This window comes from Ectothiorhodospira shaposhnikovii (genome assembly GCF_016584105.1).
GTDB lineage: Bacteria > Pseudomonadota > Gammaproteobacteria > Ectothiorhodospirales > Ectothiorhodospiraceae > Ectothiorhodospira > Ectothiorhodospira shaposhnikovii.
In genome coordinates, this window is the sequence record NZ_NRSM01000020.1 from 1 (window position 1) to 24,482 (window position 24,482).

The window sequence follows — 24,482 nt, forward strand, 5'->3', positions numbered from 1 at the left end:
AACCAGCGTTGAAGGTCACCATGGTTGCATGGTCCTTTGAACTCCGGAGGAAACGCCCCGTGCGGACCCGCATGCGGGGTGTTGTGGAGGCCGGGGGAGAAAAACCCCCGGCTATCCGATTATGCACTTAATCTACTTGAGTTGCATAACAATTGGAACAATGTCTTCATTTGGTATAAGGCCAAGCTTCATAAGGTTGAATACATCAGCACCAAGGCCTTGAACGGTCATACTGCCCGGCTTTACATCCGTTGGTCCGAAAGCGACCTCTCCGCCAAAGTTAATCAAGCCCCGGTGGTAAAGATCTAAGCACTCGTACAATATTTGATATAGGTTCTTCGAGAAACTGCCGTGACTGCGGTAGTCATCACAACGCATTGGAAATTCCTGCTTTGCAACTGCAAGTTTGAGAATGCAAAGCTGACGGTATGTAAGTTGTTCCGCAGTTTTTGTAACCTGGTGCGCCAGTTGAGCACTAATCTGCGGGTCAAAGGCAACGGCCGCAAAGAGATGCCCCATGTACGGAATTTTTTTCTCCTCGGGCTCCCGCTGGCTCTTTAATAGAACGCTCTCAGCAACTTCCTCAGCATCCGAGCGAGATGGGCCCTTTGACTCGAAAAAACCGTCAGTTCGAATTGTGTCACCTTGATTTAACCGTTGACGAATATCTTCTGCAGCGATTGCCAGGACGCCCCCTACTCGCACCTGCTCTCGCGGACCAAGAAGACGCTCAGAAGCTTCCTCGCCAATGTGTTTAAGTGCGGCTGCTGCCGCAGCTCCACCTGCACCCAAGAGAGCAGCGCCTGCTGGCCCTCCAGCGAGAAAGCCAAGTGCCCCACCAACCGCTCCCCCAGCAATCTCAGCCCCCGTATTGATAAGACGTCTGATCCCACTTTGTTTATCTTGTTTGTTCTTTGAATTTTCTGGCACAGATTTACCTCAGAGGCTCAATTGGGGCATAACGTTGTAGGTAAGGGGCGCTGCGCGGCGCTTTATCGCGCAGCGTCCAGCGACCGAAGGGAGCGGCCTTGACCGCAGTGTTAGACGCGGAGTTTCCCAGACCGAAGTTCATAGAGCGTGCTCTTAGATAAGCCAAGTTTTTCGTAGAGCCTAGCGGCTACTGTTCCTTCTCGCACAATCAACGCCACATGTGAATCGCTGCCTTTTTTCTCTACCACCTGCTTTACAAGATCACGGGCAATTCCTTTTCCACGGTATTGCCCGGCGACAAATAACTCTTGGATGAAGAAAATGGAGCCGACCTGCCATGGGTAACTGAAGCCAAATACAGCGCCGACTATCTTGTCTTCATTATCAGTGGCGACGAGGACTCCATCAGCATCTATGCGAAAGAACGATTCAAGATATGCTTTGGCTCGGCTCTCTGGCCAACTCTCTTCATAGGGTGGCTCAGCATATATTTCTTGTAGAAGCATCCCACAAGGCTGTAGGTCCGTTTCGATGCATTGGCGGATGGTGATCATTGGACTGGTCTAGCGTCTAACGAATAAAGCTGAGCAGTCTTGGCGGAGCGCAGCGCAGCCAAGATCTGCTCTTGCGAGTTGTTGGGGCTATCATAAGTGGCTCAAAGCCCGCGTAGCCTGGAACCGAGGTAGCGCCATCAAGATCCGCAACGGCAGAAAAATGAGGGCTCATCAATGACACAAAAACTTCGCTGGATCAACTCCGTTATCCAGCGAAGTTTTTGTGTCATTGAATAGCATGATTTTCCGAATTTTTCTGCTTAATTTTTCTCTTGATGGCATCAAACGGTATGCAAATAAAATTCCGTATTCCTGCCCCAACAGTAGATTAGACAGAATCTGTCTTTCCCAGGAAAGACAGATTCCGTATAGCACATCCCCTCCCTCCCAGGAACAAAGCACGCATTTTCTGGCACCGCTTCGGTAAATAACTGATTCAAAATGAAATCAAATCCGAACCAGCACCCTGACACCAGATCAGGCTGATTCCATGCTCCCAGACGGCCAATGCTATACAGACTCCGCATAAGCCAACTTACACAGAATGGAACGTGACTTTCGAAGATCAATACTGGCGAGTTTCGATCATGCGCGAAGAGGAGGTGCGGCGCATGCTTGGCGAACTTGGGGGCGTTGCATAGATGATCGCCGCTCTGCTCTATGGGAGCGGGGTGAGGCTGGTGAAATACCCACACCCCCGCGTGTCGGATGTGGAATCTGACCAGAGAGTGTGTGTGATGCGATGCAGCGGCCCTGCCCCATTCGGGCCGCACGGGTTCCCTGTACTCCATGATCTTTCCAATGCATGGTCCTGAGGTCTAGATTAGCCGATTATGTGACGCATGTCCTGTTTCAGGTCCAGCTTGCCGTCCGGTTCGGCAGGGATACCCGCCGTTTCCCGATTTTGCGTTTTTTGGGCGCCCCACTCCCCCGTTTTCTTGTATCGTGTGGCCTTTCTTCGCATCGACCAGAGATTCGGATAACCCCATGACGAACAAGAAGAAGATCACCATCATCGGTGCCGGCTTTTCCGGCATGGCGGCGGCGGCCACCCTGGCCCGGGAAGGGATGGACGTGACCGTGATCGAACGCCACGACATCCCCGGCGGACGGGGGCGGCAATTCTCGGCGCAAGGGTTCACCTTCGACATGGGACCCAGCTGGTACTGGATGCCCGATGTGATCGATGACTTCTTCGCCCGCTTCGACCGTCGGGTATCGGACTATTTCGAGCTCAAACGGCTGGACCCGTCCTATCGGATCTATTTCGGCAAGGATGATTACGTGGAGATCCCCGCCAGCATGGAAAAAGCAGAAGCCCTGTTCGAGGGCATCGAACCCGGCGCCGGGGCGCAGCTGCGGGCCTTCATGCAGGAGGCCGAGGTGAAGTACACCGTGGGCATCGGCGAGTTCGCCAACAAACCCTGTCTGTCCATCATGGAGTTCGCCCAGCCGCGGCTGCTCAAGTATCTGTTTTCCATGCACCTGCTGCGCTCCTTCCGCAGCCACATCAGTCGCTACTTCAAGAGTCCCCGCATCCAGCGCATGCTGGAGTTCCCCATCCTGTTCCTGGGGGGGACGGGCCGCACCACCCCGGCCCTGTACAGCATGATGAACTACGGCGACATCAAGCTGGGCACCTGGTATCCCATGGGGGGCATGCACCAGCTGGCCCGGGCCATGCACCGGCTGGCGGAGGAACAGGGGGTGACGTTCCACTTCAGTACCGAGGCCACCCGCATCGACACCCGGGATGGCAAGGCGGCGGCGGTTGAGACGAACCAGGGGCGGTTCGAGGCGGATTTCATCATCGCCTCCGGCGACTATCACCACATAGAACAGGTCCTGCTGCCCCGGGAGGCCCGCACCTACGACCAGGCCTACTGGGACAAGCGGGTGATGTCCCCCTCCTCCTTGATCTTCTATATGGGGGTGAACAGGAAGCTGGAGGGTCTGTTGCACCACACCCTGCTGTTCGACGCGGATTTCGAGGCCCACGCGGCGCAGATCTATGAAGATCCCCAGTGGCCCGCGGAACCCTCCCTGTACATCAATGTCACCTCCCGGACCGACCCTTCCGTGGCGCCGGAGGGCCAGGAAAACCTCATGGTCCTGATCCCGGTGGCCCCGGGGCTGGAGGATACCCAGGCCGTGCGCGATCGTTACTACAGCCTCATCATGGACCGCATCGAGGCCATCACCGGCCAGTCCATCCGCGAGCATGTGGTGTATTGCCGCAGTTATGCCCAGAATGACTTCACCGAGGACTATCATGCCTTCAAGGGCAATGCCTACGGCCTGGCCAACACCCTGATGCAGACCGCCTTCCTCAAGCCCCGCATGCAAAGCCGCAAGCTGGACAACCTGTACTTTGCCGGCCAGCTCACCGTGCCGGGACCGGGGGTGCCCCCCACCATCCTTTCCGGGACCATCGCCGCCGGCGAGATCCTGGGCCGTTGCCGGAGTGAGTCATGACCGAGATCGACCACCGACAGACCCGCCGTGACTACAGCCGGGGCAGCCTGCGCCGGGCGGACCTGGCCGCCGATCCCTTCGCACAGCTGGGCCGCTGGCTGGCGGACGCGGAGAACCAGCCCGATGCCACCGCCATGGCCCTGGCCACGGTGAATGACCACGGCCAGCCCTCCCTGCGCATGGTCCTGCTCAAGCATCTGGATACCCGGGGGCTGTGCTGGTACTCCGATACCCGCAGCCAGAAGGGGCGGGAGCTGGCCCATAATCCCCGCGCCTGTCTGCTGTTCTACTGGGCGCCGCTGGAGAGGCAGATCCGGGTGGAGGGGATCGTGGAGCGGTTGCCCGTGGTGGAGGCGGAGGACTATTTCCATAGCCGTCCGCTGGGTAGCCGGCTGGCGGCGGCGGCCTCGCACCAGAGCGCCCCCATCACCGGCCGGGATGAACTGGAGGCCCGGCTCAAGGCGGTGCAGGAACGCCATCCGGACGGGGACGTGCCCAGGCCGGAAAGCTGGATCGGTTTCCGGCTGGTGCCGGAGGCATTCGAGTTCTGGCAGGGCCGGGATAACCGGCTCCATGACCGGTTCCGCTACCACCGGGATGAGGCGGGCTGGGGGCTGACCCGGCTGATGCCGTAAGCCTCAGTCGGCCAGCACCAGCCGGGTGCCGAAGGGAGGCTCGGCGTCCTGAAAGGCCGCCGAGACCACCCACAACACGGGCCAGCCGGGCCTGAACCCGGCCGGCCCCTGCAGATCCGTGAGCACCACGCCCATGTCGGGCCGGTAGCGATCCGCGGCCTGCAGCAGAGGCGTGAAGTCCGTGCCCCCACCCCCTTCGAAGACGATGTCCCGCAGGTTGGATACCCCCGGCTCCAGTTCTTCCACCGCCCGCACCCGGGTGTCGCCGATGATCACCACCAGGCGGGATTCCGTGCGCCGGGTGATGGCCTCGATCTCGGTGGCGAAACGGCCCAGCAGGGCCTCGTCGATGGAACCGGACACGTCCACCACCAGCACCAGACGGGGCACCGAGGCGGCGGTGACCATACCCGGCTCCCAGGGCATGCGTCGCCCTCCCGGTGCCCGCCCCCGATTGGCCAGGTAGGACCGGGAGGGCCGGGACCAGGACACTTCCGGTCGGCGGGCCAGGCCCCGGCTGACCCGGGTGCGCAACACCTGTTCCCAGGGCACCTTCACCCGGGGCAGGTCGGCGATGAGGCCCCGCAGCATGGAAAAGTCCCCGTCCCCGGCGTGGGCCCGGGTGATGCGCTGCGCCCATTCCCGGCTCTGCTCCGCCACGGTTTCCGGTTTGAGGGCGTCCTCGTCGGAGGGCAGCAGATCCCTCAGAATGTCCGCCCCCAGTTGACGGGTCCGGGCCGCCCGGGGGCCATCTTCCATGGCCTGGGCCTGACCGCCCTGCCCTTCCCGGGCAGGGCCCGAGCCGCCGTCACCCTCCCGGGATGACTGACTGGATTGCCGGGAAGACGAATCACTACTGGGCCGGCGGTCGTCGATCTGGCGATAGAGACGTTCCACGTCCCATTCCAGCAAGGATTTTTCCTCGCTCTGCTGGATCTGCAACACATCATCCAGCAGACCGCCCAGGGTGACGGAACCCTTGGGCAGGGCCATCCAGGTGAGGTGCCCGAGGCTACTGTTGACGATGGCGTCGGCGCAGATGTTGAAGAGGGCCGGATCCACGCTGCCCCTCAGACGGGCGATGGCCTGCATGCGCTGGGGGTGGCGCAGGGCCACATGCAACACCTGATGGGCCACCAGACCCACCTGCTGGGGATGGGGCAGTCGTTCGAAGGCGGGGCCGTAGAAAATGGTATGGCCGTCATTGGCGACGGTGATGGCCTCCCGGCCATCCGGCAGGTCACGGTGCTGCACCCACAGGGCCAGGCCGCCCGTGGACGGCGCGAACTCCACCAGGGTCTGGATGGCGCGGGTGCCCCGGTGGGTGGGGCCGGTGGTGAAGGCGGGTGTGATCATCCCTCGCGCTGTTCCATGTAGCGCCCGTAGACCGGGCTGCCCAGCACGGCATTCTCCAGCCCCAGGGACAGGGCCCGGTGCATGAGCAGTTCCATGGTGAGGGTCTGGGCTTCGCGGATGGGCAGGGGAACGTCGCCGCGGATGTCCGGATACTGCTCCACGATCTCCAGGGCCCGGGCCATGCCGTGTTCCCCCGTCACCGCCGCCAGCAGGCCGTAAATCATGCCGTACAGGCCGTCCAGGGTGCGGGGCAGCAGGGCCGCCGTCTCCTTGCCGGGGGCGGCGTCCAGCAGACGGGTGACGTCCACCCCGGCCTGGATTTCCCGCAACACGCCGAAGAATTCCGCCGCGTTGGCGGCACCGATGCGTCCCTGGACGAACAGGCGCTTGGCACTGTCCGACATCCCCGACTTGAGCACGTTGGAGATGTCTTCCCAGCCCCGGGGGCTGGCGCCGATCAGGTAGTCGTTGGCCAGCTGGGTCTGGGTATCGTCCAGCTTGTCGGCGCGCACCTTGAGGTAGGCCATGACCTCGGGGGCGAATCCCCGCTCCAGGGCATGCTCCAGAAAGGCGTCGATCACCGTCTGCACGTTGAAGTGGAACATGCGGTCCGCCAGGGCCGTGCCCATGTCATGGCTCACGGCGCCGTGGAAGCGGGCGTTACCGGCCGCCACCACCATCCAGCCTTCGGGCAGGTGGTAATGGCCGACACGGCGGTCCAGGATCAGGGAATAGGCGGAGATCTGCAGGCGCTGATCCGCGGCGGTCAGTTCATCCAGGAACAGGACGCCTTCGGGCGTATCGGCCTCGGGCAGGAATTCCGGCGGAAACCAGACGGTGCGGGACTGCTGTTCGTCGGCGTAGATGGCGCCGCGAATGTCCACCGGTTCGATGGTGGTCAGGCGCAGGTCCACCAGGGGGACGTCATAATGCCGGGCCAACTGGGCAACGATGGAGGATTTCCCCACCCCCCGGGTCCCCCACAGCATGGAGGCCCTGCGCCGCAGCACCGGATCGGCATATTGCTCGATCAGGGCCTGCTTGGCCGCGGCGATGGAAACTGCGGGGATGTTCATGGGATTGCCTTGCATGCGTTATATCCGTCCTCGGGGTTGATCGTTTCGGACTGTGCCATATCGGCTCAGGCATCGGTATCCCGGATCCAGGCGGGCAGGTTCAGGGGTCTGGGCGGGGGCGGGATCTCCAGCACCGGGACCTCCCGCGACCAGCTCCAGAAGACCGCCAGCAGCAGGACCGGGGGAATGCCGGTGGTCCACAGGGGCAAGGGCTCTTCGCGGCCCAGACCCAGCAGGTAAAGCACCGGCACCAGCGCCAGGATGCCCAGTACCCCCTGGACCGGCAGGCTGCGACGAAAGACCACCTGCCAGCGCCGACGCAGGAAGCGGGCATGAAAATCCTCGGGAGGACGGGAGAAGATCGCCACCAGATGGGAAATGGTCTGGGCAAACTTGTTTTCCGCGTCCTCGGAACGCTCGGGCTCCCGATGGGCCAGTTTGATCGTGGACTTCCAGCCGCTGTCCGTGGCCTGCAGGGGACGCCAGGCCCGGCCTCGCACGGCCAGCAGATCGGCGGGCAGGGTCACTTCCCCGGCAGGCGATTTTTCCAGCACCAGCTTGGCCGGCAGGCCTTCCACCTGACGGGCATCCAGGGTCAGGCGTCGACCGGCCACCACGGCCTCTCCGCCCGCAAAGCGCATGGGCCAGATTTCCCCGCCCTGCAGGCGGCGCCGCGCCACCCGACGGACGCGGTAATCCAGGGCCGCCAGCACCCCATCCACCCGCATGAACTGCTGCGCCGGAGCCACCTTGGTGAGCTGCCGGTAGACCCCTTCCACCGTGGTTCCTTCCACCTCAAGCCTGGCCTTGAGTCCCGAGGGATGGGCCAGGGTACGGACCAGGCGGAACTGGTCGGCCTTCGGGTTTTCCAGGGTGAGGGTTTCCGTCAGGGTCAGGCCGGCCAGACCCACCGACTCATGCTCGACGAGCTGGAAGACGAGGGTTCGTGCCTGCCGGTCCGTGGCCGCCAGATCCACCCGGCGGCCGTCCCGTGAAAAGGGCGCCACCAGTTTGAGAATTTCATGATGGGTCAGTGGGATCACCTTCCCTCCTTCGCCCTGTTCCGGATTTTGCTCCGGTGTTGGATTGGCGCCCACCATCCAGCGCAGCGTGGCGCCTAGGGGCATGGCTTTTCTGACTGGCATAGTACGATATGTTTCCCCATGAATGTGCTGACCCTGCCGTCACTCCCGCGAAAGCGGGAGTCCAGAGGTTCTGCACGCACTGGATTCCCGCCTGCGCGGGAATGATGGCTGGTCCAAAGGCCGGAATGACAGCCTGGATTCAGGAATCCTTTTTTCCAGCATATCCCTAAAGTCGCTCAAGAGACTGCCGCTACAGTCAGCATACCCATCATTCCCGGAGTTCACCGTGGTCAAGATCAACACACCCGTCACGGTCCTTCCCAACACCCCCGATTTCAAGGCCAGAAATCAGGGGATGTCCCAGGCCGGTGGCCGTACCGACAGCGACAGCACCCGCGCACTCTCGAATCTGCAGAGCCGTATCCTGGAGGCCCTGGCCAAGCACACGCCCGGGATGAACGCGGCCGGTTTCAAGCAGCTCAAGGCAGAGGATTACACCCCGGACAAGGTGGCCGACCGGATCACCCAGTTCGTGGAAATGGGCCTGGCCAACGCCCGCGCCCGCGGGGCTTCCGAAGAACAGCTTCAATCCATGTACGACAGCGCCATGAAAGGCGTCGAACGGGGCTTCAGGGAGGCCAGGGAGATCCTGGACGGCCTGAACCTGCTCAACGGCCGCATCGCCGAACAGGTGGATGAAACGGAACGGCTCACTTTCAAGGGCCTGGCGGCCCTGGCACCCAATGGGCAGGGGCAGTCCCTGTCGTCTCTGACCAATCTGTCAGTGATGCAGCGTTACAGTCGGGCCGAAAGCCTGGAGCTGACCCTGACCACCCGCGAGGGCGACAAGGTGACCATCCAGTTCCAGAGCGCAACCGATATCCAGGCACGAGGCGGGATGAGCAGCGACGGCAATCAGTCGATGCAGTGGCTGGACGTGAGCCGCGCCGAGCAAAGCGGCTACCGGTTCTCGGTGCAGGGCGATCTCAATGCCCAGGAGCTGGAAGCCATTGAGAATCTGGTGCGGGATGTGAGCAACCTGGCCAATGAGTTCTTCAACGGGGATGTGCAAAAGGCCTTCGAGATGGTCCCTGATCTGCGTTTTGACAGCAGCCAGCTGGCCTCCATGGATCTGAGCATGACCCGGGTGGAGCAATATTCGGCGGCGGCGCGGTATCAGCAGACCCAGCAGATCGAGGAAGGCGAGCGTGCCCGACCCGGCCTGCGCCTTGGCCAGCTCATGCGGGAGATGCAGGAGCAGTTCAACCGTTCGGTGCTGGCGTTCCTGGATCGTCCCCAGGAAGAGGCGGGGCGGATCATGTCCGCGCTGGTACAGCAGGATGTGCGATTCCTTGAGGCCGGTGAATCCCAGCAGGCGCGGTTCCGGGAGAATCTGGAGCGGCTGTTGGGTGCCTTGCCCCGGCAGGAAGTGGACGGGGATGTTTGATCAGAGTTGAAGGCCTATCCGGAATCCGTCATTCCCGCTTTCGCGGGAATGACGGGAGGGGGAGCAGGGAGTGACGAGAGAGGCCGCCGGAGGTTCACGGCCGCCGATTGCGCCCCAGACCGGACAGCGGGTCCACGTCGCGCCAACCCATGAACAGCAGGGTGAACAGTCCGCCATGGAAGAACAGCGACGCCACCCCCAGATGCGACAACTGCCAGACCATGGCCGTGGCTCCGGCCATGGCCGCCACCCCCAGGGCATACCCCAACAGATACCGGCGGTCCACGGGCCTCAAAAGTCGCCAGCTCACGAGCGTCAGCGCCCCCAGGGTCAGCACCGTCTTGAGTCCGGCAAACCCCTTCAGCAAGGCCGCCGTGTCGGCGTCAACGGCCCGTGACGCCGCCGACTCGCCCAGTGACATCACCAGTAACACGGCCAGCACGGCCCCCACCCAGGGCAGCAGAAGACGCCCATGGAAGGCGCCACGGGGGTGTTCAACGATGATGGATTTCATGGCATGCCCTCATCAGCAGATGATGAGGTTGGACCGCGGGCAGCGGGGAAAGTGGCATCGGGATCAGTGGCCGCCTTCCCTGCCCGGCTCCGACATCTGCCGACGCCGTAAATCCTCATAGTGACGGCCGGCGCAGTAGTCGATCTTCCAGAAATACAGCAGGTTGATCAGGCGCCGCAGCAGGCACCAGCGCCTGTCACCTTCGGTGCAGAGGCGATAGGCCTTGCCCGGCAGGGATTCCGGCAGGTCCTGGTGGGATGGTTCAGCCTTCGGGGATTCCGTCATGTCGGGGATCGTCCTGGGGGACAAGACAGTTGTCGAGCAGGCTACCGCCAGCCCTTTTCCGGGTCAAGAGCCCCTTTGTGAACAAGGGGGCCCGAGGGAGGGTATTTGTGAAAAGCGCCCTCCCTCGGGCGACTGTCAGAGACCCAGGCGCTCCGCCACAAAGTCGGCATCCTTGTCGCCGCGACCGGAGAGGTTGATGAGGAAACGGGTGCCGGGTTCGGCTTCCCGGGCGGCCTTCATCACCCAAGCCACCGCATGGGCGGATTCCAGGGCGGGAATGATCCCCTCCAGACGGGACAGGCTCATGAAGGCGTCCAGACAGGCATCGTCATCCTGGGCATGATATTCAGCGCGGCCGATGTCCTTGAGATAGCTGTGCTCGGGGCCGACGGAAGGGTAATCCAGGCCGGAGGCAATGGAATACACCGGCTGAGGCTCACCAGCCTCATCCTGCAGCATGTAGGAGTGGAACCCGTGCATGGTGCCCGGCTTGCCGTAGGTCAGGGTGGCGGCATGATCACCCAGGCCCAGACCGCGGCCACTGGGCTCCACCCCCACCAGGCGCACCCCCAGATCCTTCATGAAACCGGAGAACATACCCATGGCATTGGAACCCCCGCCCACGCAGGCCACCACATAGTCCGGCAGCTCGCCCTTGAGGGTCAGGAACTGCTCCCGGGCCTCACGGCCAATGATGGACTGGAAGTCCCGCACCATCATGGGGAAGGGATGCGGCCCCACCACGGAACCGATGGCATAGAAGAAGTTCTGCGGGTCCTTCATGTATTCCTCGAAGGCGCTGTCCACGGCGTCCTTGAGGGTGCGGGTGCCGGTCTCCACGCTGACCAGCTTGGCGCCCAGGATCTTCATCTTGGTGACGTTGGGGTGTTCTTTCTCGATGTCCACGGCACCCATGTGGATCTCGCAGGGCAGACCCACCAGGGCACAGGCGGTGGCCATGGCCACGCCGTGCTGACCGGCACCGGTCTCGGCAAGAACCTTGGTCTTGCCCATGTGCTTGGCCAGCAGGGCCTCGCCCAGGGCATGGTTGATCTTGTGGGCGCCGGTGTGGTTCAGGTCTTCCCGCTTGAGGTAGATCTCGGCCCGACCACCGCAATGGGCAGTCAGGCGCTTGGCGTGATAGATGGGGCTGGGACGCCCGACGTAATAGGTATACAGCTCCGCCAGTTCGTTCTGGTAGGCCTCGGTCTGGCGGATGGCCAGAAAGGCCTGGGCGATATCATCCATGATGGCCTTGAGATGGGGAGGCACCGCCTGACCGCCGTAAGGACCAAAACAGCCATTGGCATCGGGGGTGGGCTGTTCGAGCAGGGCTTGCAGATCGGTGGCCGGGGCTTTGTTCATGGATGTCTACTCTCGTTCAAAATCGGCGATGGACTCAAACTGGATCAAACAGGCTGTCAACGACCCGTAATGCTAACCGCCCAGCCCCAACCTGAACAGTGCCGGTTGTAATGACGACTTCCGGCCCATGCCCCCCTGAAAAAAGCGGCATTGACTTATCACCATATCGCTTCATGATATGCTCCATTGTTACATGACCGTTTCACAGAGCCTGCGCCATGCCGCAACATCGCCCACTGCTCAAAGATGATTTACAGGACAAGGTCCTGGACCCGGCCCAGGAGCGGGCCTGGCAGCATCTTCAGCGCATTCGTGACACCCTGCTCTCCGCCCCGCCCCGCCCCGCCCGCAGCCACGCCATCACCCGCTGGCTGCGCCGGACACCCGTCCCCCCCGAACCCGTGCGCGGCCTCTATCTCTGGGGCGACGTGGGGCGTGGCAAGACCTTCCTGGTGGACCGGTTCTTCGAGGCACTGCCCATGAAAGACAAGCTGCGGCTGCATTTTCACCGTTTCATGCAGCGGGTCCATGCCGAACTCAAGACCCTCAAGGACCAGCCCGATCCCATCCGCGTCGTCAGCCGCCGGCTGGCCACGGCGCGGGTGCTCTGCCTTGATGAGTTCTTCGTCTCCGACATCACCGATGCGGTGCTCCTGCATCGCCTGCTGGCGGGACTGATGGAAAACGGGGTCACACTGATCACCACCTCCAACATCCCACCCCGGGAACTGTACAAGGACGGCCTGCAACGGGACCTGTTCCTGCCCGCCATCGACATCCTGCACCGTCATCTGGAAGTCGTGCATCTGGACGGGGCCGTGGACTACCGGCTGCGGGCCCTGGAGCAGGCAGAGATCTACCACGCCCCACTGGATGATGCCGCCGAAACGCGACTCACGGAAACCTTCCTTTCCCTGGCGCCGGAACCCGGCACCCAGGGGGGAACACTGACCGTGGAAGGACGGGACATCCCGGTGCAAAGGCTGGCCGACGGGGTGGTCTGGTTTGATTTCAAGGACATCTGCGATGGCCCCCGCAGCCAGCTGGACTATGTGGAAATCGCAAGGGAATTTCACACTGTGCTGGTCTCCGGGCTGCCGGTCATGGATGCCGCCATGGAAAATGCCGCGCGGCGATTCCTGGCCATGGTGGATGAATTCTATGACCGCAAGGTCAAGCTGATCGTATCGGCTGAAGCCCGCCCGGAGCAGATCTACCAGGGGCAGCGACTGCGGTTCGAATACCAGCGCTGTGTCAGCCGCCTTCTGGAGATGCAGTCTCGGGCATATCTGGCCAGTCCTCACCTGCCCTGACGGGCGTCATTTGATCCCGGCGGGACAATAATTTAATGTCCCCTCATTATCCTGACTGAACGCGGGGGTTCTCACCGATCCCGGTGGTGAATTCCTGTTCATGGCATCACCGACTGACTGTCCAGCCGGGACTCACCCATAGCGGCCAAGGTGTTTCACCATGCTGACCAAGCATCCTGACGATCTTTCCCACCATGCAGAGGCACTTCATGAACTGATGGAGTCCCATCCCGAACACGCTGACGTGATTCATCGGGAGCTGCTGCAGTTGCAGTTACGGGAATCCGTCCACATGTTCGCGGAACTGCTGGAGATGCAGATGGACCCCCTCGACGAGAACGTGGTGATCCTGCATGACCTGCGCCTTGAGCATGAAGACCAGGTGGTGGAGATCGATCATCTTCTCATCAATCGCAACCTGCAGATCACCCTGGTGGATTCCGTCCTGATCGGCTGCGGATCCTTGCGCATCAACGCGGAAGGGGAAAGTCTCATCTGGTCCGAGGACAACAGTCGCTGGCTGACGGCCGTCAGGCAGCCATTTCCGGAGTTGGCGGAAAAGGCCCTGATCCTGGGACAGATCCTGGATGAAGGCTGGTGGCCCAAGCGCCTGGGCATCTCCCTGGCCCACCCCATCGAGACCTGCCTGGTGGTGGACGACCATGACCGGGTCATACTGGATGATCCGGCCACTTATGAATCCCGCGTCATCAAGCTGGGGGATTTCCTGCCCTGGTACAGCAAACAGCGCATGAAGACTCCCCTCACCCAGGGTGTGAAGGCCCTTGTACGCAGGGCTACCAATCGGGTGGACCTGAATACCCTGGAGCGGATCGCCTTCGATCTGGCGGACCGCCACCAGCCTGCCCCGGTGGATTATTTCCAGCGACTGCATCTGGATCAGCCCGCTCCCGTACCCATGGAAGCGCGGGACGAGACCGATGTGATGGATGATGAGGCACAGCCCGCGGAAGCGACCGGATCCGCTGCCCCCCCCGAGACCACCGGGGCAGCGACACCACACACGACCCCCGCGACCGATTCGAAACCGGAGTCCCGCAAGTCCCGGCGCAAGAAAGCCGGTCACGCGCAGTCGCCCCAGTCTTCCAGTGCCCCGGCAGCCAAGGTCGGGGAAACCGGACAGGCCGATGACAAAGGCGCCGAAGAGGATGATCGGCAGCCCTCATCCCGGATTGCCGCGGCACTGAAGATGAAAACCCCCGAATTCCTTGCCGACATGGAGTCCAGGGGGCTGCTGAAAAGAAACAGCAAGGATCAGCTGGAACTGACCCCGGCAGGTCGCAAGATCGGGGGCAAGGCCAAGGGACGCGGCGGCAACCGTTCCTTCTCCTGGCCCAGGTCGTCGATCGAGGCCCTGTTCCACTCATCCCCACCGAACCCGGAGCCTTGAAGCGCCGCCTGTGCCATCATCCCTGCAACTATGACATCCAGGGCAACAAGCTATAACCCAACAATATAAATAAATAAACTGTGAAAAGGATATAATCCGACTTCAACGCCCGCGAGAGCCCGATACAGTGGACAAGCCCACCGTCCTGATCGTGGATGATGAACCTGTAAACCTGTCGATCCTGACAAGTTTGCTGAGTTCCGATTATCGGGTCAGGGCGGTGAATTCCGGCCACCAGGCCCTGCGCGCGGCGGCATCCGAGCCAAGACCCGATCTCATCCTGCTGGATGTGGTGATGCCCGGGATGGACGGTTATGACGTCCTTGAGGTGCTGCGCGCTCAACCGGATACCCGGGATATCCCGGTGATTTTTCTCACGGCCCTGAGCGATACCGTGGATGAGGAACGGGGTCTGGAGTGCGGTGCCCGGGACTACATCACCAAGCCCATCAAGCCCTCCATCCTGCTGGCTCGCGTACGCAGTCAGATCGACATCAAGCAGGCGCGCGAGTTTCTGCAGAGCAAGAATGCCTATCTGGAGGCGGAGATTGCCCGCCGCATGGCGGACAACGAGATGGCCCAGCAGGTGAGTATCCGCGCCCTGGCGCACCTGGCGGAAACCCGTGATCCGGAAACCGGCAATCACATACTGCGCACCCAGGTCTATGTCCGCCTGCTGGCGGAGCAACTCCGCTCTCATCCCCGCTTCCGGGCTGCACTCCCCCCCCCGACCATTGATCTGCTGGCCAAATCCGCCCCCCTGCATGACATCGGCAAGGTCGGCATTCCTGACAGCATCCTGCTCAAACCCGGCCCTCTCACCGAGGCGGAATGGGTGATCATGAAGACCCACTCCCGGCTCGGTTTCGACGCCATCGAGCGAACCGAGGCGGATGTGAAAAAACCGATCCCCTTTCTGACCCTGGCCAAGGAGATCGCCCGCTGGCACCACGAACGGTGGGATGGCAGCGGCTATCCGGACGGGCTGGCCGGAGAGTACATCCCCCTGTCCGCCCGCATCATGACGGTGGCCGATGTCTTCGACGCCATGACCTCGGCAAGGATCTACAAACCGGCACTGCCCATGACACAGGCACGGGACTTCATCGGTGATGCCCGCGGACGGCACTTCGACCCCGACGTGACCGATGCCTTCCTCGGCAACTTTCAACGGTTCGTCAGCGTCGCCCGAACGCATGCCGATCCGCTAACCAGTTGATCAATGGGGTCCGATCGTGACCAGGCATTCCATACAAGATCGTCTGCGGGAACGTGAAGGACTGCTGCACCTGCTCATCGAGCATACACCCGCCGCCTTGGCCATGTTCGACCGGGACATGCGCTACCTGGCCACCAGCCGACGCTGGCGGGATACCTATGGCCGGGGTGACAAGGAAGTTCCCGGAGCCAGCCATTACGAGGTCTTTCCCGAGATCCTCAGAACATGGAAAAGCGCCCATGAGCGCGGACTGGCCGGTGAGATCATTCGCGTCGAGGAGGATTGTTTCGCGCACGACGACGGTACCGAACAATGGTTTCGCTGGGAGTTGCGACCGTGGTTCCATGGCGATGGCAGCATCGGGGGCATCATCATCCTGACGGAGGAGATCACCGAGCGTCGCCGCAGCGCCCAGACACTGCGTCTGATGGCCCGTCGTGCCACTGCACTGCTGGAACTCCCCCAACTCGCGGAAACCCTTGATGAAGGCGGTTTTCTGCAACAAACGCTAAACCTGGCCGAAGACCTGACGGATAGCCGGATCGGTTTCATCCATTTCGTACACGAAGATGGCGACCGGATTGAAATGGCCGCATGGTCTGAGCGGACACTGGCCCATTTTTGCCAGGCGGACCATGAGCCACACTATGCCTTGAGCCGGGCCGGCCTGTGGGCTGATGCCGCCCGCCGGAAAAAGCCGGTGGTCCTCAACGATTATGAAGGCTGCCCGTGCAAACAAGGCCTGCCGGAAGGCCATTCCCCCCTTTCAAGAATGCTGGCCGTGCCGGTGATTGAGCACGGCCGCGTGGTGATGCTGGCCGCGGTGGGAAACAAGCCCGATGACTACACGGACATCGACCAGGAAACCCTGCAACTGATCGCCGAGCAGATCTGGCACATCGTGCAGCGTCGACGCTCGGAAAATCACCTGCGCCAGCTCTCTCTGGCCATCCAGCAGAGCCCGGACAGCATCGTCATCACCGACCTCGATGCACGGATTCTCTACGTCAACGATGCATTCCTGCAAACCAGCGGCTATCGGGAGGACGAAGTTCTGGGCAGAAACCCGAACATCCTGAAATCCGGCAAGACCCCGCTGAAACACTACCAGGACATGTGGCAAGCCCTCACCCAGGGCAAACCCTGGAAAGGGGAATTTTACAACCGTCGCAAGGACGGCACGGAATTCATCGAGTTCGGTCATGTTGCCCCACTGCGTCAACCCGACGGCGCCATCACCCATTACGTGGCTGTCAAGGAAGACATCACCGAAAAAACACGCATTGCCGCGGAGCTGGAGCGTCACCGGCATCAACTGGAACGCCTGGTATCCGAGCGCACGGCCCAGCTGGAGGATGCACGGTGCCGGGCAGAGGCCGCCAACCGGGCCAAGAGCACCTTCCTGGCCAACATGACCCATGAGATCCGCACCCCCCTCAACGCCATCGCCGGGCTGGTCCACCTGTTGCGTACCGGGGATGTCACGCCCCCGCAGAGGGAAAAGCTGGACAAGGTCGATGGGGCGGCCCGGCATCTGCTCTCGATCATCAGCGACATCCTGGACATCTCCAAGATCGAGGCGGGAAAGTTCCTGCTGGACCAACGGGATTTCCAGCTTTCCGCCGTGCTGGACCATGTCCGTTCCGTGATTTCAGAGGCCGCGGCTGCAAAGGGGCTTCATCTGGAAACCACCATCGAGGGCGTGCCCAACTGGCTGCGGGGTGATCCTGCCCGGTTGCGTCAGGCCCTGCTCAATCTGGCGGGCAATGCGGTGAAATTCACCGATCAGGGCGCCATTCGCCTGCGAGCCCGCATGATCTCGCAGCAGGATGATCAGGTGCGGGTCCGTTTCGAAGTGGAGGATGACGGCATCGGTATTGATCCGGACCGACTGGATCAACTGTTCCAGCCCTTCGAACAGGCGGATACCTCCATCACCCGGAAATATGGTGGTACCGGACTGGGACTGGTGGTGACCCGTCGCCTGGCGGAACTCATGGGAGGTCAGGCGGGCGCGCATGGCAAGCCGGATCGGGGCAGTCTGTTCTGGTTTGAAGTCAATCTGACCAGGGGACAGAGCACGCCGGCTGAGCAGAACCAGGATCATTTTCCCTGCCCCCCCGACACAGGCCAATTCCGTTTCCCTCCCGGGAAACGGATCCTGCTGGCGGAGGACAATCCGGTCAACCAGGACGTGGCCACCGAACTCCTGCACCGTGTCGGCCTGAAGGTGGACACGGCACGGGACGGCATCGAAGCCCTGAGCATGGCCGGTGTCGAGGACTACGACCTGATCCTGATGGACGTGCATATGCCTGGCATGGATGGTCTGACGGCCACCCGTCGTATCCGTGCCCTGCCCGGTGGGGCCGATGTCCCCATCCTGGCCATGACTGCCAACGTATTCGAGGAAGACCGTCGCGCCGCACTCAAGGCCGGCATGAATGATTTCATCCCCAAACCGGTCGAACCGGAAATCCTGTATCAGGCATTGCGGCGGTGGCTGGAATCCGAAAAAGACGCGCGATCGGAAACCAGGGCAATGGCGACATCGGCTCAGGACACCGCGAGCGTTGCCCCTGAATCAATCCCCCTGGACGGGCCTCGCATGCCCAGGGGGTTGCTGGATAGATCAGGCCACCGGGGACTGAACCTGAAACATCTGCCCAGATTCCTGCAGTGCCATGAGGACGATCCGGCGGTGATGAGCGCCCTGGCCGACCGAGGGGAATGGGACACCTTCCGCCAGCGCGCCCACTCGATCAAAGGGGCAGCGGCCAATCTGGGAATCAGCCCCATTGCCGTCATCGCCCGCCGCATGGAAAAACTGGAAAAGTCAGGCGGTGGTGTACTGACAGCCCACGACCTGTGCAACCGTCTGGCTGAGGAGATTGAAAGGCTCAAGGAACACACCGGCGCAGCCAACATCCATCCCGAACCCATGCCCGGAACGGACACCGGTCTGGACAACCTGTCACCGCAAGAAGGCCGGAATCTGCTGAACCAGATGGAGTCGCTGCTGGGCAGCGACGACACCGCCGTGGCCGATCTCCACGAGACTTACCAGGGCTGGCTCCAAAGACATCTGGGGCCGGAGGCCCGGAACCTGCGGGAATGTATCGAACGCTTCGACTACCCCGCGGCCCTGGACCTCCTTCGACGCCTGCGTGGCTAGGCGTTCTCAGGCCACGGCACGGGCCGCATCCCCGCGGGGATCAGCACCGGTCAGACGCAGATCAAACCGTTCCCGCAGCACCTGGAACACGTCGGGGGTGATGAAGGCCGGCGGATTCGGGCCCAGGGTGATTCCCTTCACCCCCAGGCTCAGCAGGGTCAGCAGCACCGCCACCGCCTTCTGCTCGAACCAGCTGATCACCAGGGTGAGCGGCAGTTCATTCACCCCGCAGTTCATGGCCTGGGCCAGGGCGGTGGCCACCCGGATGGCGCCGTAGGCGTCATTGCACTGCCCCATGTCCAGCAGGCGGGGGAGCCCCAGATGTTCGCCGTAGTCGTGATCACGGATGCGGTATTTGCCGCAGCCCAGGGTGAGGATGAAGGTATCCTGGGGCGTGGCCTCGGCGTAGTCGCTGAAGTAGTTGCGGCCCTTGGCCGCGCCGTCGCAGCCGCCGATGACGAAGAAGCGACGGATCTGACCGGCCTTGACCGCGTCGAGCAGGGTCTCGGCATGGGCCAGCAGCACACTGTGATGGAAACCCACCACCGACTCACCGGTCACGGCATCGGGGCAAGGGGCGCAGCGCCGGGCGGCCTCGATCACGGCGGAGAAATCGTCACCCTCGATGCACTGCCCCTGGGGCACCGCCGTGGCCCGGGTGGTGAACAGGCGATCCCGATAACTTTCCGGCGGGATCAGCACGCAGTTGGTGGTGGCCAGGATGGCGCCGGGGAACTGGGCAAACTCCCGCTTCTGATCCTGCCAGGCGCCGCCGAAGTTGCCGGCCAGGTTCGGATGCCGATGAAGCCTGGGATACATGTGCGCCGGCAGCATCTCGCCGTGGGTGTAGACCATGATGTCGGTGCCTTCCACCTGCTTGAGCAGATTCCACAGATCCAGCAGGTCATGGCCGGTCACCAGGATGCCGGGGCCGGCCACCGTGCCGTGTCTGACGGTGGCCGGGGCGGGCTGGCCGAAGGTCTCCACATGGCCCCGATCCAGCATCTCCATCACCTTCAGGTTCATCTCGCCGCAGCGCATGCACAGCGCCAGCAGGCTGTCCATGTTGAAGTTGACGTTGGTCATGGTGGCAAACAGGGCTTCCTCCATGAAGGCGGCCACGTCCGGATCGGACTGGCCAAGACGGCGGGCATGGTGGGCATAGGCGGCCATGCCCTTGAGGCCGTAGAGCAGCAACTCCTGCAGGGAGTGCATGTTCTCGTCCTTGCCGCAGGTGCCCGGCGAGCTGACGCAGGCGGTCTGGCGGAAAGTCTGTTCGCACTGGTTGCAATTCATGTCTGCGCTCCTGGAGGGATCTGAAGATGTGGGCGCAGTATCGGCAACGGGACGGTGGACCGGCCTTGATCCGAGTCAAGGCGGTCCGGTGGCTTATCCCCCCACCCGCTTGAAGTCCCCCGCCGACGCCAGGGGCGGCGGGGCCATGCGCAGGAACAGGCGATACAGATCCGCCGCGCTGTCTCCCTGTCCCATGGTTTCCCGCAGCAACCCCAGCACCAGGAACATGAGGATGGTGCGTTCGGGCAGTGCGGTGAAACCTTCGTCCCCAAGCCCTTCCACATAGTCGGTCATCAGGGCTTCGGCGCGGGCAAAATCCCGGCTCCAGATCAGCAGCACCAGCAAGTCGTAGAGCACACCCAGCTGGGCGGCCTGATCATACTCATCCAGACCGGACAGCAGGTCATAGGCTTCCAGCAGGGTGTCCCGGGCCTGTGGCAGACGGTCGGTGGACTTTTGCAGTGCGGCCAGATCCACCAGGGTGTTGAACACCTCCATATGGGTGTAACCGTATTCCTGCTGTTTTTTTTCCAGCACCTTGAGCAGCCAGCCTTCCGCTGCCTCATGATCCCGGATCTCGAAACAGGTCACCGCCAGGTCACGCAAAATGACCATGAGATTACCGGGCTCCACCCGTCCCGGCTCCGTCGTCAGCTTCAATGCGGCCTGAAGATGTCCCATGGCCTTGTCGAAGACACGCTGATTCATGTTTTCCCGGGCCATCTGGTGCAGCAACTCGATCAGGAGCGCCGTGTCGGGCCCCCTCACCCAGCGCAGCCGACCGAAGGGTTCGTCGGAATCGCTGGAAGAATTGTTCGTGCTCAGAGAAACCACCCTGGGTCTGCCTTCGTAGAGCCAGGGATTATCGTGAAGGGTCCAGTAGGGTGCCTTGTAATCCCGTGAAAAGACGGACTCATCCAACCCACGCCGGAATGAGACAAGGCTGCGGGCATAGAGGGATTTGAGTTCCTTCTTGCTGGGTATGCGCCAGTCCCGGAAACCCGCGTAGCCGTTGCCGTTGCCGTTGAAATGTTGCAGACGCACCATGGCCGACTCGGCGGAAAAGACATCCGGGCTGCCGTATACCGTGCCGCCGCTCCAGGACTCCCCCACGGAGTGGACGAACCACTGCAGCCCCGTCTTCATGTCCATCACGGTGCCGTCACCCAGGTCAATGAAGCGCTCGCCCCGCCCCACCGGGGCGGGCATCAGGGCGTAGGAATACTGGTAGGCATACCGGCGGGCAGGGTTGGGCCTGACCGCCGGTTCCGGTGGCTGAAATCCGCGAGCGTAGCGCTGGTTGGCGATCCAGGTATCGTGCTCCCGGCGTCGCTCGGGATCGGACAGCACCGTGTAGGCGTCGTTGATGATCTTGGTGATCCGTTCCGCCTTCTCCCGCTGATGCTGGTTCTTGTCCGGATGCCACTTCTGGGACAGGAACTTGTAGGCCCCCCGGATCACCTCGGGACTTGCATTCTCGGTGACCTGCAGATTTTCGTAATGGGTTCTTAACCGCTTCATGGTTCAGCGCAATCCAATGATGTCCTCCACGTCCTCCGGCCAGGTCAGGGTATAGGCAAAGCGGATCCGGGTCCGGGCATCCGCCTCCATGGACTGGTGCCAGGCCAGCACCCCCCGCTTGCCATCCACGTTCCGCTCGCTGGGCGGGGTGGCGCGGCTGTCCAGTTCCACCTTGATGCGCTCGTCCCGGGCCACCGGAAGCTGATCCAGCACAGTGACTTCCACCGGCCGGGGATGGGCATTATGCACCGAGATCAGGTAGGCCCGCTCAAGCCGCTGCTGGCGCCGGATCAGCCCCTCCTGGCCACGGCTGTCCCGATCCAGTTCATAGCGGATGCCGATGCGCTCATCCACGCCGAAGGCCAGGCGCAACGGACTGCCGGGCTGCAGGGCCGCCAGCGGCACCTGACCCACCAGGGTGCCGTCCTGGAACAGGTTCACCTGCCCGGCAGGCAGCGGGGCTTCCCCCTCGAAAGTGGTTTCCGCAAACAGGTAGGCATGGGGCATCAGCCGGGGCACGGCCCGGGCCGACAGGGTGGCTTCCAGTTGATGCTCCGCCAGGGCATGGCGATGGGGCTGGTTGTCCGAAGGGATGGTGACCGGACCTGCGATCCGGTACAGGGCACTGAACTGTGCCGCTTCCAGGTCGGCCACCTGTTCCCCTGCCATCATTTTCGGTGCCGGGGCCATGGACATCAGGGCATCCATGGCCGCTTCCTGGGCACGTCGCACCGTGGGTGCCGGCGTCGGCTTGGCCACGTCCACATACCAGGGCTGCAATTCCGGCAGCCAGCCGCCCAGTTCGGGGCGAGCGGTGGACAGCCGCAGGATCACGTCATTCCAGTCCTGACCGGTGTTCTGTTGCAGCTCCGCACGCTGTACCAGACGCAGCTCGCCGGTGGCGGTATCCAGGCGGGCCTCATAAAGGGGGCGCCAGCCGGCATGACGCACCCGGTATTCCAGGGTCAGGGTGGCCTCTCCCGCCACGGGACTCTGATAATGCACCCGGGCCTCCAACGTGTCTCGACGCCCCCGTTGCATACCCTCCAGTTCGTCACGGATACGCTGGATGTCCGCCTCCACTTCCCGCAGGGTCTGCTCGCGGTTCTGGATGGCACGCAGGATATCCAGGGCACCTTCTCCCACCACCTGCCAGGCGCGCGGCCACTGCTCCGGGTTCAGGCCCGGCTCTCCCGGCTGTGAGGCCTGGCCCATCCGCTCCACCAGACGCAACTGGATCTCGCCGGCGCGGATCTCGTCGGTGATGCCCCGCTTGCGATCTTCCAGTGCCTGTAATTTTTCCGCCAGTGCCTGCTCGGCGGGATGGGCCAGATCACGGCCATGCACCACCCGGGTTTCCAGGGTGCCCAGCATCAGGCCGTCGGGCCCCCGGGCACTGACCCGAAGGCTGGCCGTGTCAAGATCGGCGGGCAACCGGTCCACGGTGATCACGCCCTGCCCGGCATTCAGGCTGGCCGCGTGTTCCATCACCACACCGGCCTGGTTGGGGAACACGGTGACTTCCACCACCTGACCCGCCCAGGCGGTGCCGGAGAGGGCGGTGAACAGCAAGGGCAGCGACATCCTGAACCTGTACATGAGAAACGATCTCCGAAAAGGCGTGCAGCCATGACACAATCGTGGATTCAGGCGATACGATATGCCAGATCCGGGTGCGTTGCACCATTACTCACTGATCCGGCCAGGGCAGGCACGGCAACTGGAGTCTCTATATGTCACATTCAATCGCCGTCATCCCCGGTGACGGTATCGGCAATGAAGTCATGCCCGAGGGCCTGCGCGCCCTGGAAGCCGCGGCCCGACGCTTCGGCATCGACCTGAATTACACCCATTTCGACTTCGCCTGCTGCGACTACTACCTGGCCCACGGCCGCATGCTGCCCGAAGACTGGTTCGACCAGCTCAAGGGCTTTGACGCCATCTTCTTCGGTGCCGTGGGCGATCCGGCGCGGGTACCGGATCACATCTCCCTGTGGGGTTCCCTGCTGCAGTTCCGCCGCGCCTTCGACCAGTACATCAACCTGCGCCCCTGCAAGCTGCTGCCCGGCATCCGCAGTCCCCTGGCTGGCCGCGGCCCCGGCGACATGGATTTCTACGTGGTGCGGGAAAATACCGAAGGCGAATATTCCAGCATCGGCGGCCGCATGTTCGAGGGCACCGAGCGGGAGGTGGTGATCCAGGAAACGGTGATGACCCGGATCGGCATCGACCGGGTATTGCGGTATGCCTTTGAACTGGCGAACCGCCGCTCCCGCCGGAAACTGACTTCCGCCACCAAGTCCAACGGGATTTCCATCACCATGCCCTACTGGGACGAGCGGGTGAAGGCCATGGCCGGGCACTATCCGGAGGTGACGGTGGACCAGTACCACATCGACATCCTCACCGCCAACTTCGTGCTCCACCCCGACTGGTTCGACGTGGTGGTGGCCAGCAACCTGTTCGGCGACATCCTCTCCGACCTGGGACCGGCCTGTGCCGGCACCATCGGCGTGGCCCCGTCGGCCAACATCAATCCCGACGGCACCTTCCCCAGCCTGTTCGAGCCCGTGCACGGCAGTGCCCCGGACATTGCCGGCCGGGGGATCGCCAACCCCATCGGCCAGATCTGGTCGGCGGCGATGATGCTGGAACACCTGGGCCACCAGGCGGCGGCCCAGGCCATCGTAACGGCCTTTGAAGCGGTGCTGACCGAGGGTGATCCCCGTGTGCTGACCCCCGACATCGGCGGGCAAGGCAACACCCGCACCCTGGGCGAAGCAATCGCCGCCCGGATCGGGGGCTGACCCGACCCGGGATGGCCA

The 24,482-nt window shown here is 62.6% G+C and carries 19 protein-coding genes; 8 read left to right on the forward strand and 11 right to left on the reverse strand.

Going from position 1 to position 24,482, the window contains the following annotated elements; genetic code table 11:
* Window positions 1-132: 132 nt before the first annotated feature.
* A complete protein-coding gene (locus tag CKO35_RS11820; protein WP_200176355.1) occupies window positions 133-930 on the reverse strand; it encodes a hypothetical protein in 798 nt (265 codons plus the stop codon).
* 110 nt (window positions 931-1,040) lie between these two features.
* The gene (locus CKO35_RS11825) at window positions 1,041-1,484 is read right to left on the reverse strand and encodes a GNAT family N-acetyltransferase (protein ID WP_200176356.1); all 444 of its coding nucleotides are present in this window, start codon (window positions 1,482-1,484) and stop codon (window positions 1,041-1,043) included.
* Window positions 1,485-2,471: 987 nt separating this feature from the next.
* On the opposite strand from CKO35_RS11825, the gene CKO35_RS11830 reads away from it, so the two are divergent.
* Together CKO35_RS11830 and pdxH are read left to right on the forward strand one after the other, a co-directional pair.
* Window positions 2,472-3,959: a phytoene desaturase family protein gene (locus CKO35_RS11830; RefSeq protein WP_200176357.1), complete on the forward strand. Its 1,488-nt coding sequence runs from the start codon at window positions 2,472-2,474 to the stop codon at window positions 3,957-3,959.
* Window positions 3,956-4,594 carry a pyridoxamine 5'-phosphate oxidase gene (pdxH, locus tag CKO35_RS11835; protein WP_200176358.1) on the forward strand — a complete coding sequence of 213 codons (639 nt, stop codon included), beginning with the start codon at window positions 3,956-3,958 and terminating at the stop codon, window positions 4,592-4,594. The genes CKO35_RS11830 and pdxH overlap by 4 nt, the downstream gene beginning before the upstream one ends.
* Window positions 4,595-4,597: 3 nt before the next feature.
* On the opposite strand, the gene CKO35_RS11840 is transcribed toward pdxH, so the two are convergent.
* Genes CKO35_RS11840 through CKO35_RS11850 form a run of 3 tightly spaced genes read right to left on the reverse strand, consistent with a single transcriptional unit; the run spans window position 4,598 to window position 8,171 of the window.
* On the reverse strand, window positions 4,598-5,950 hold the full coding sequence (locus CKO35_RS11840; protein ID WP_200176359.1) for a vWA domain-containing protein: 1,353 nt from the start codon (window positions 5,948-5,950) through the stop codon (window positions 4,598-4,600).
* Window positions 5,947-7,041, reverse strand: coding sequence for an AAA family ATPase (locus CKO35_RS11845; RefSeq protein ID WP_200176360.1), 1,095 nt, complete (start codon window positions 7,039-7,041; stop codon window positions 5,947-5,949). Before CKO35_RS11845 ends, CKO35_RS11840 begins: the two co-directional genes overlap by 4 nt.
* Window positions 7,042-7,091: 50 nt before the next feature.
* Window positions 7,092-8,171: a hypothetical protein gene (locus CKO35_RS11850; protein WP_200176361.1), complete on the reverse strand. Its 1,080-nt coding sequence runs from the start codon at window positions 8,169-8,171 to the stop codon at window positions 7,092-7,094.
* Window positions 8,172-8,397: 226 nt separating this feature from the next.
* Between CKO35_RS11850 and CKO35_RS11855 the strand changes: the two genes are divergently transcribed.
* The gene (locus tag CKO35_RS11855) at window positions 8,398-9,558 is read left to right on the forward strand and encodes a DUF5610 domain-containing protein (protein ID WP_200176362.1); all 1,161 of its coding nucleotides are present in this window, start codon (window positions 8,398-8,400) and stop codon (window positions 9,556-9,558) included.
* Window positions 9,559-9,652: 94 nt separating this feature from the next.
* Here CKO35_RS11855 and CKO35_RS11860 read toward each other — a convergent pair whose 3' ends face one another.
* From CKO35_RS11860 to trpB, 3 genes are all read right to left on the reverse strand, one after another.
* Window positions 9,653-10,072, reverse strand: a complete 420-nt coding sequence (locus tag CKO35_RS11860; protein WP_200176363.1) for a hypothetical protein — start codon at window positions 10,070-10,072, stop codon at window positions 9,653-9,655.
* Between the two features lie 63 nt (window positions 10,073-10,135).
* Window positions 10,136-10,357, reverse strand: coding sequence for a hypothetical protein (locus CKO35_RS11865; protein WP_200176364.1), 222 nt, complete (start codon window positions 10,355-10,357; stop codon window positions 10,136-10,138).
* Window positions 10,358-10,492: 135 nt separating this feature from the next.
* Window positions 10,493-11,722 (reverse strand): tryptophan synthase subunit beta, encoded by a 1,230-nt coding sequence (gene trpB / locus CKO35_RS11870; RefSeq protein ID WP_420870759.1) that lies wholly within the window; start codon window positions 11,720-11,722, stop codon window positions 10,493-10,495.
* A 218-nt stretch (window positions 11,723-11,940) separates the two neighbouring features.
* Here trpB and zapE point away from each other — a divergent pair, with 218 nt between their 5' ends.
* The 4 genes from zapE to CKO35_RS11890 all read left to right on the forward strand — a co-directional run bounded on the left by zapE (window position 11,941) and on the right by CKO35_RS11890 (window position 18,840).
* Window positions 11,941-13,035: a cell division protein ZapE gene (gene zapE, locus CKO35_RS11875; RefSeq protein ID WP_200176365.1), complete on the forward strand. Its 1,095-nt coding sequence runs from the start codon at window positions 11,941-11,943 to the stop codon at window positions 13,033-13,035.
* A 160-nt stretch (window positions 13,036-13,195) separates the two neighbouring features.
* Window positions 13,196-14,446 (forward strand): nuclease-related domain-containing protein, encoded by a 1,251-nt coding sequence (locus CKO35_RS11880; protein WP_200176366.1) that lies wholly within the window; start codon window positions 13,196-13,198, stop codon window positions 14,444-14,446.
* 127 nt (window positions 14,447-14,573) lie between these two features.
* Window positions 14,574-15,665 (forward strand): HD domain-containing phosphohydrolase, encoded by a 1,092-nt coding sequence (locus CKO35_RS11885; RefSeq protein WP_200176367.1) that lies wholly within the window; start codon window positions 14,574-14,576, stop codon window positions 15,663-15,665.
* Window positions 15,666-15,681: 16 nt separating this feature from the next.
* Window positions 15,682-18,840 (forward strand): PAS domain S-box protein, encoded by a 3,159-nt coding sequence (locus CKO35_RS11890; protein WP_200176368.1) that lies wholly within the window; start codon window positions 15,682-15,684, stop codon window positions 18,838-18,840.
* Window positions 18,841-18,846: 6 nt separating this feature from the next.
* Here the strand turns inward: CKO35_RS11890 and hcp are convergent, their stop codons facing one another.
* The 3 genes from hcp to CKO35_RS11905 form a co-directional block, all read right to left on the reverse strand.
* Window positions 18,847-20,136 carry a hydroxylamine reductase gene (gene hcp / locus CKO35_RS11895; RefSeq protein WP_200176369.1) on the reverse strand — a complete coding sequence of 430 codons (1,290 nt, stop codon included), beginning with the start codon at window positions 20,134-20,136 and terminating at the stop codon, window positions 18,847-18,849.
* A 93-nt stretch (window positions 20,137-20,229) separates the two neighbouring features.
* Window positions 20,230-21,657, reverse strand: coding sequence for a DnaJ domain-containing protein (locus CKO35_RS11900; RefSeq protein ID WP_200176370.1), 1,428 nt, complete (start codon window positions 21,655-21,657; stop codon window positions 20,230-20,232).
* A gap of 3 nt (window positions 21,658-21,660) precedes the next feature.
* Complete coding sequence (locus CKO35_RS11905) at window positions 21,661-23,256, reverse strand: mucoidy inhibitor MuiA family protein (RefSeq protein ID WP_200176371.1); 1,596 nt, start codon at window positions 23,254-23,256, stop codon at window positions 21,661-21,663.
* A gap of 134 nt (window positions 23,257-23,390) precedes the next feature.
* Here CKO35_RS11905 and CKO35_RS11910 point away from each other — a divergent pair, with 134 nt between their 5' ends.
* Window positions 23,391-24,464, forward strand: a complete 1,074-nt coding sequence (locus CKO35_RS11910; protein ID WP_200176372.1) for a tartrate dehydrogenase — start codon at window positions 23,391-23,393, stop codon at window positions 24,462-24,464.
* Window positions 24,465-24,482 lie beyond the last annotated feature (18 nt).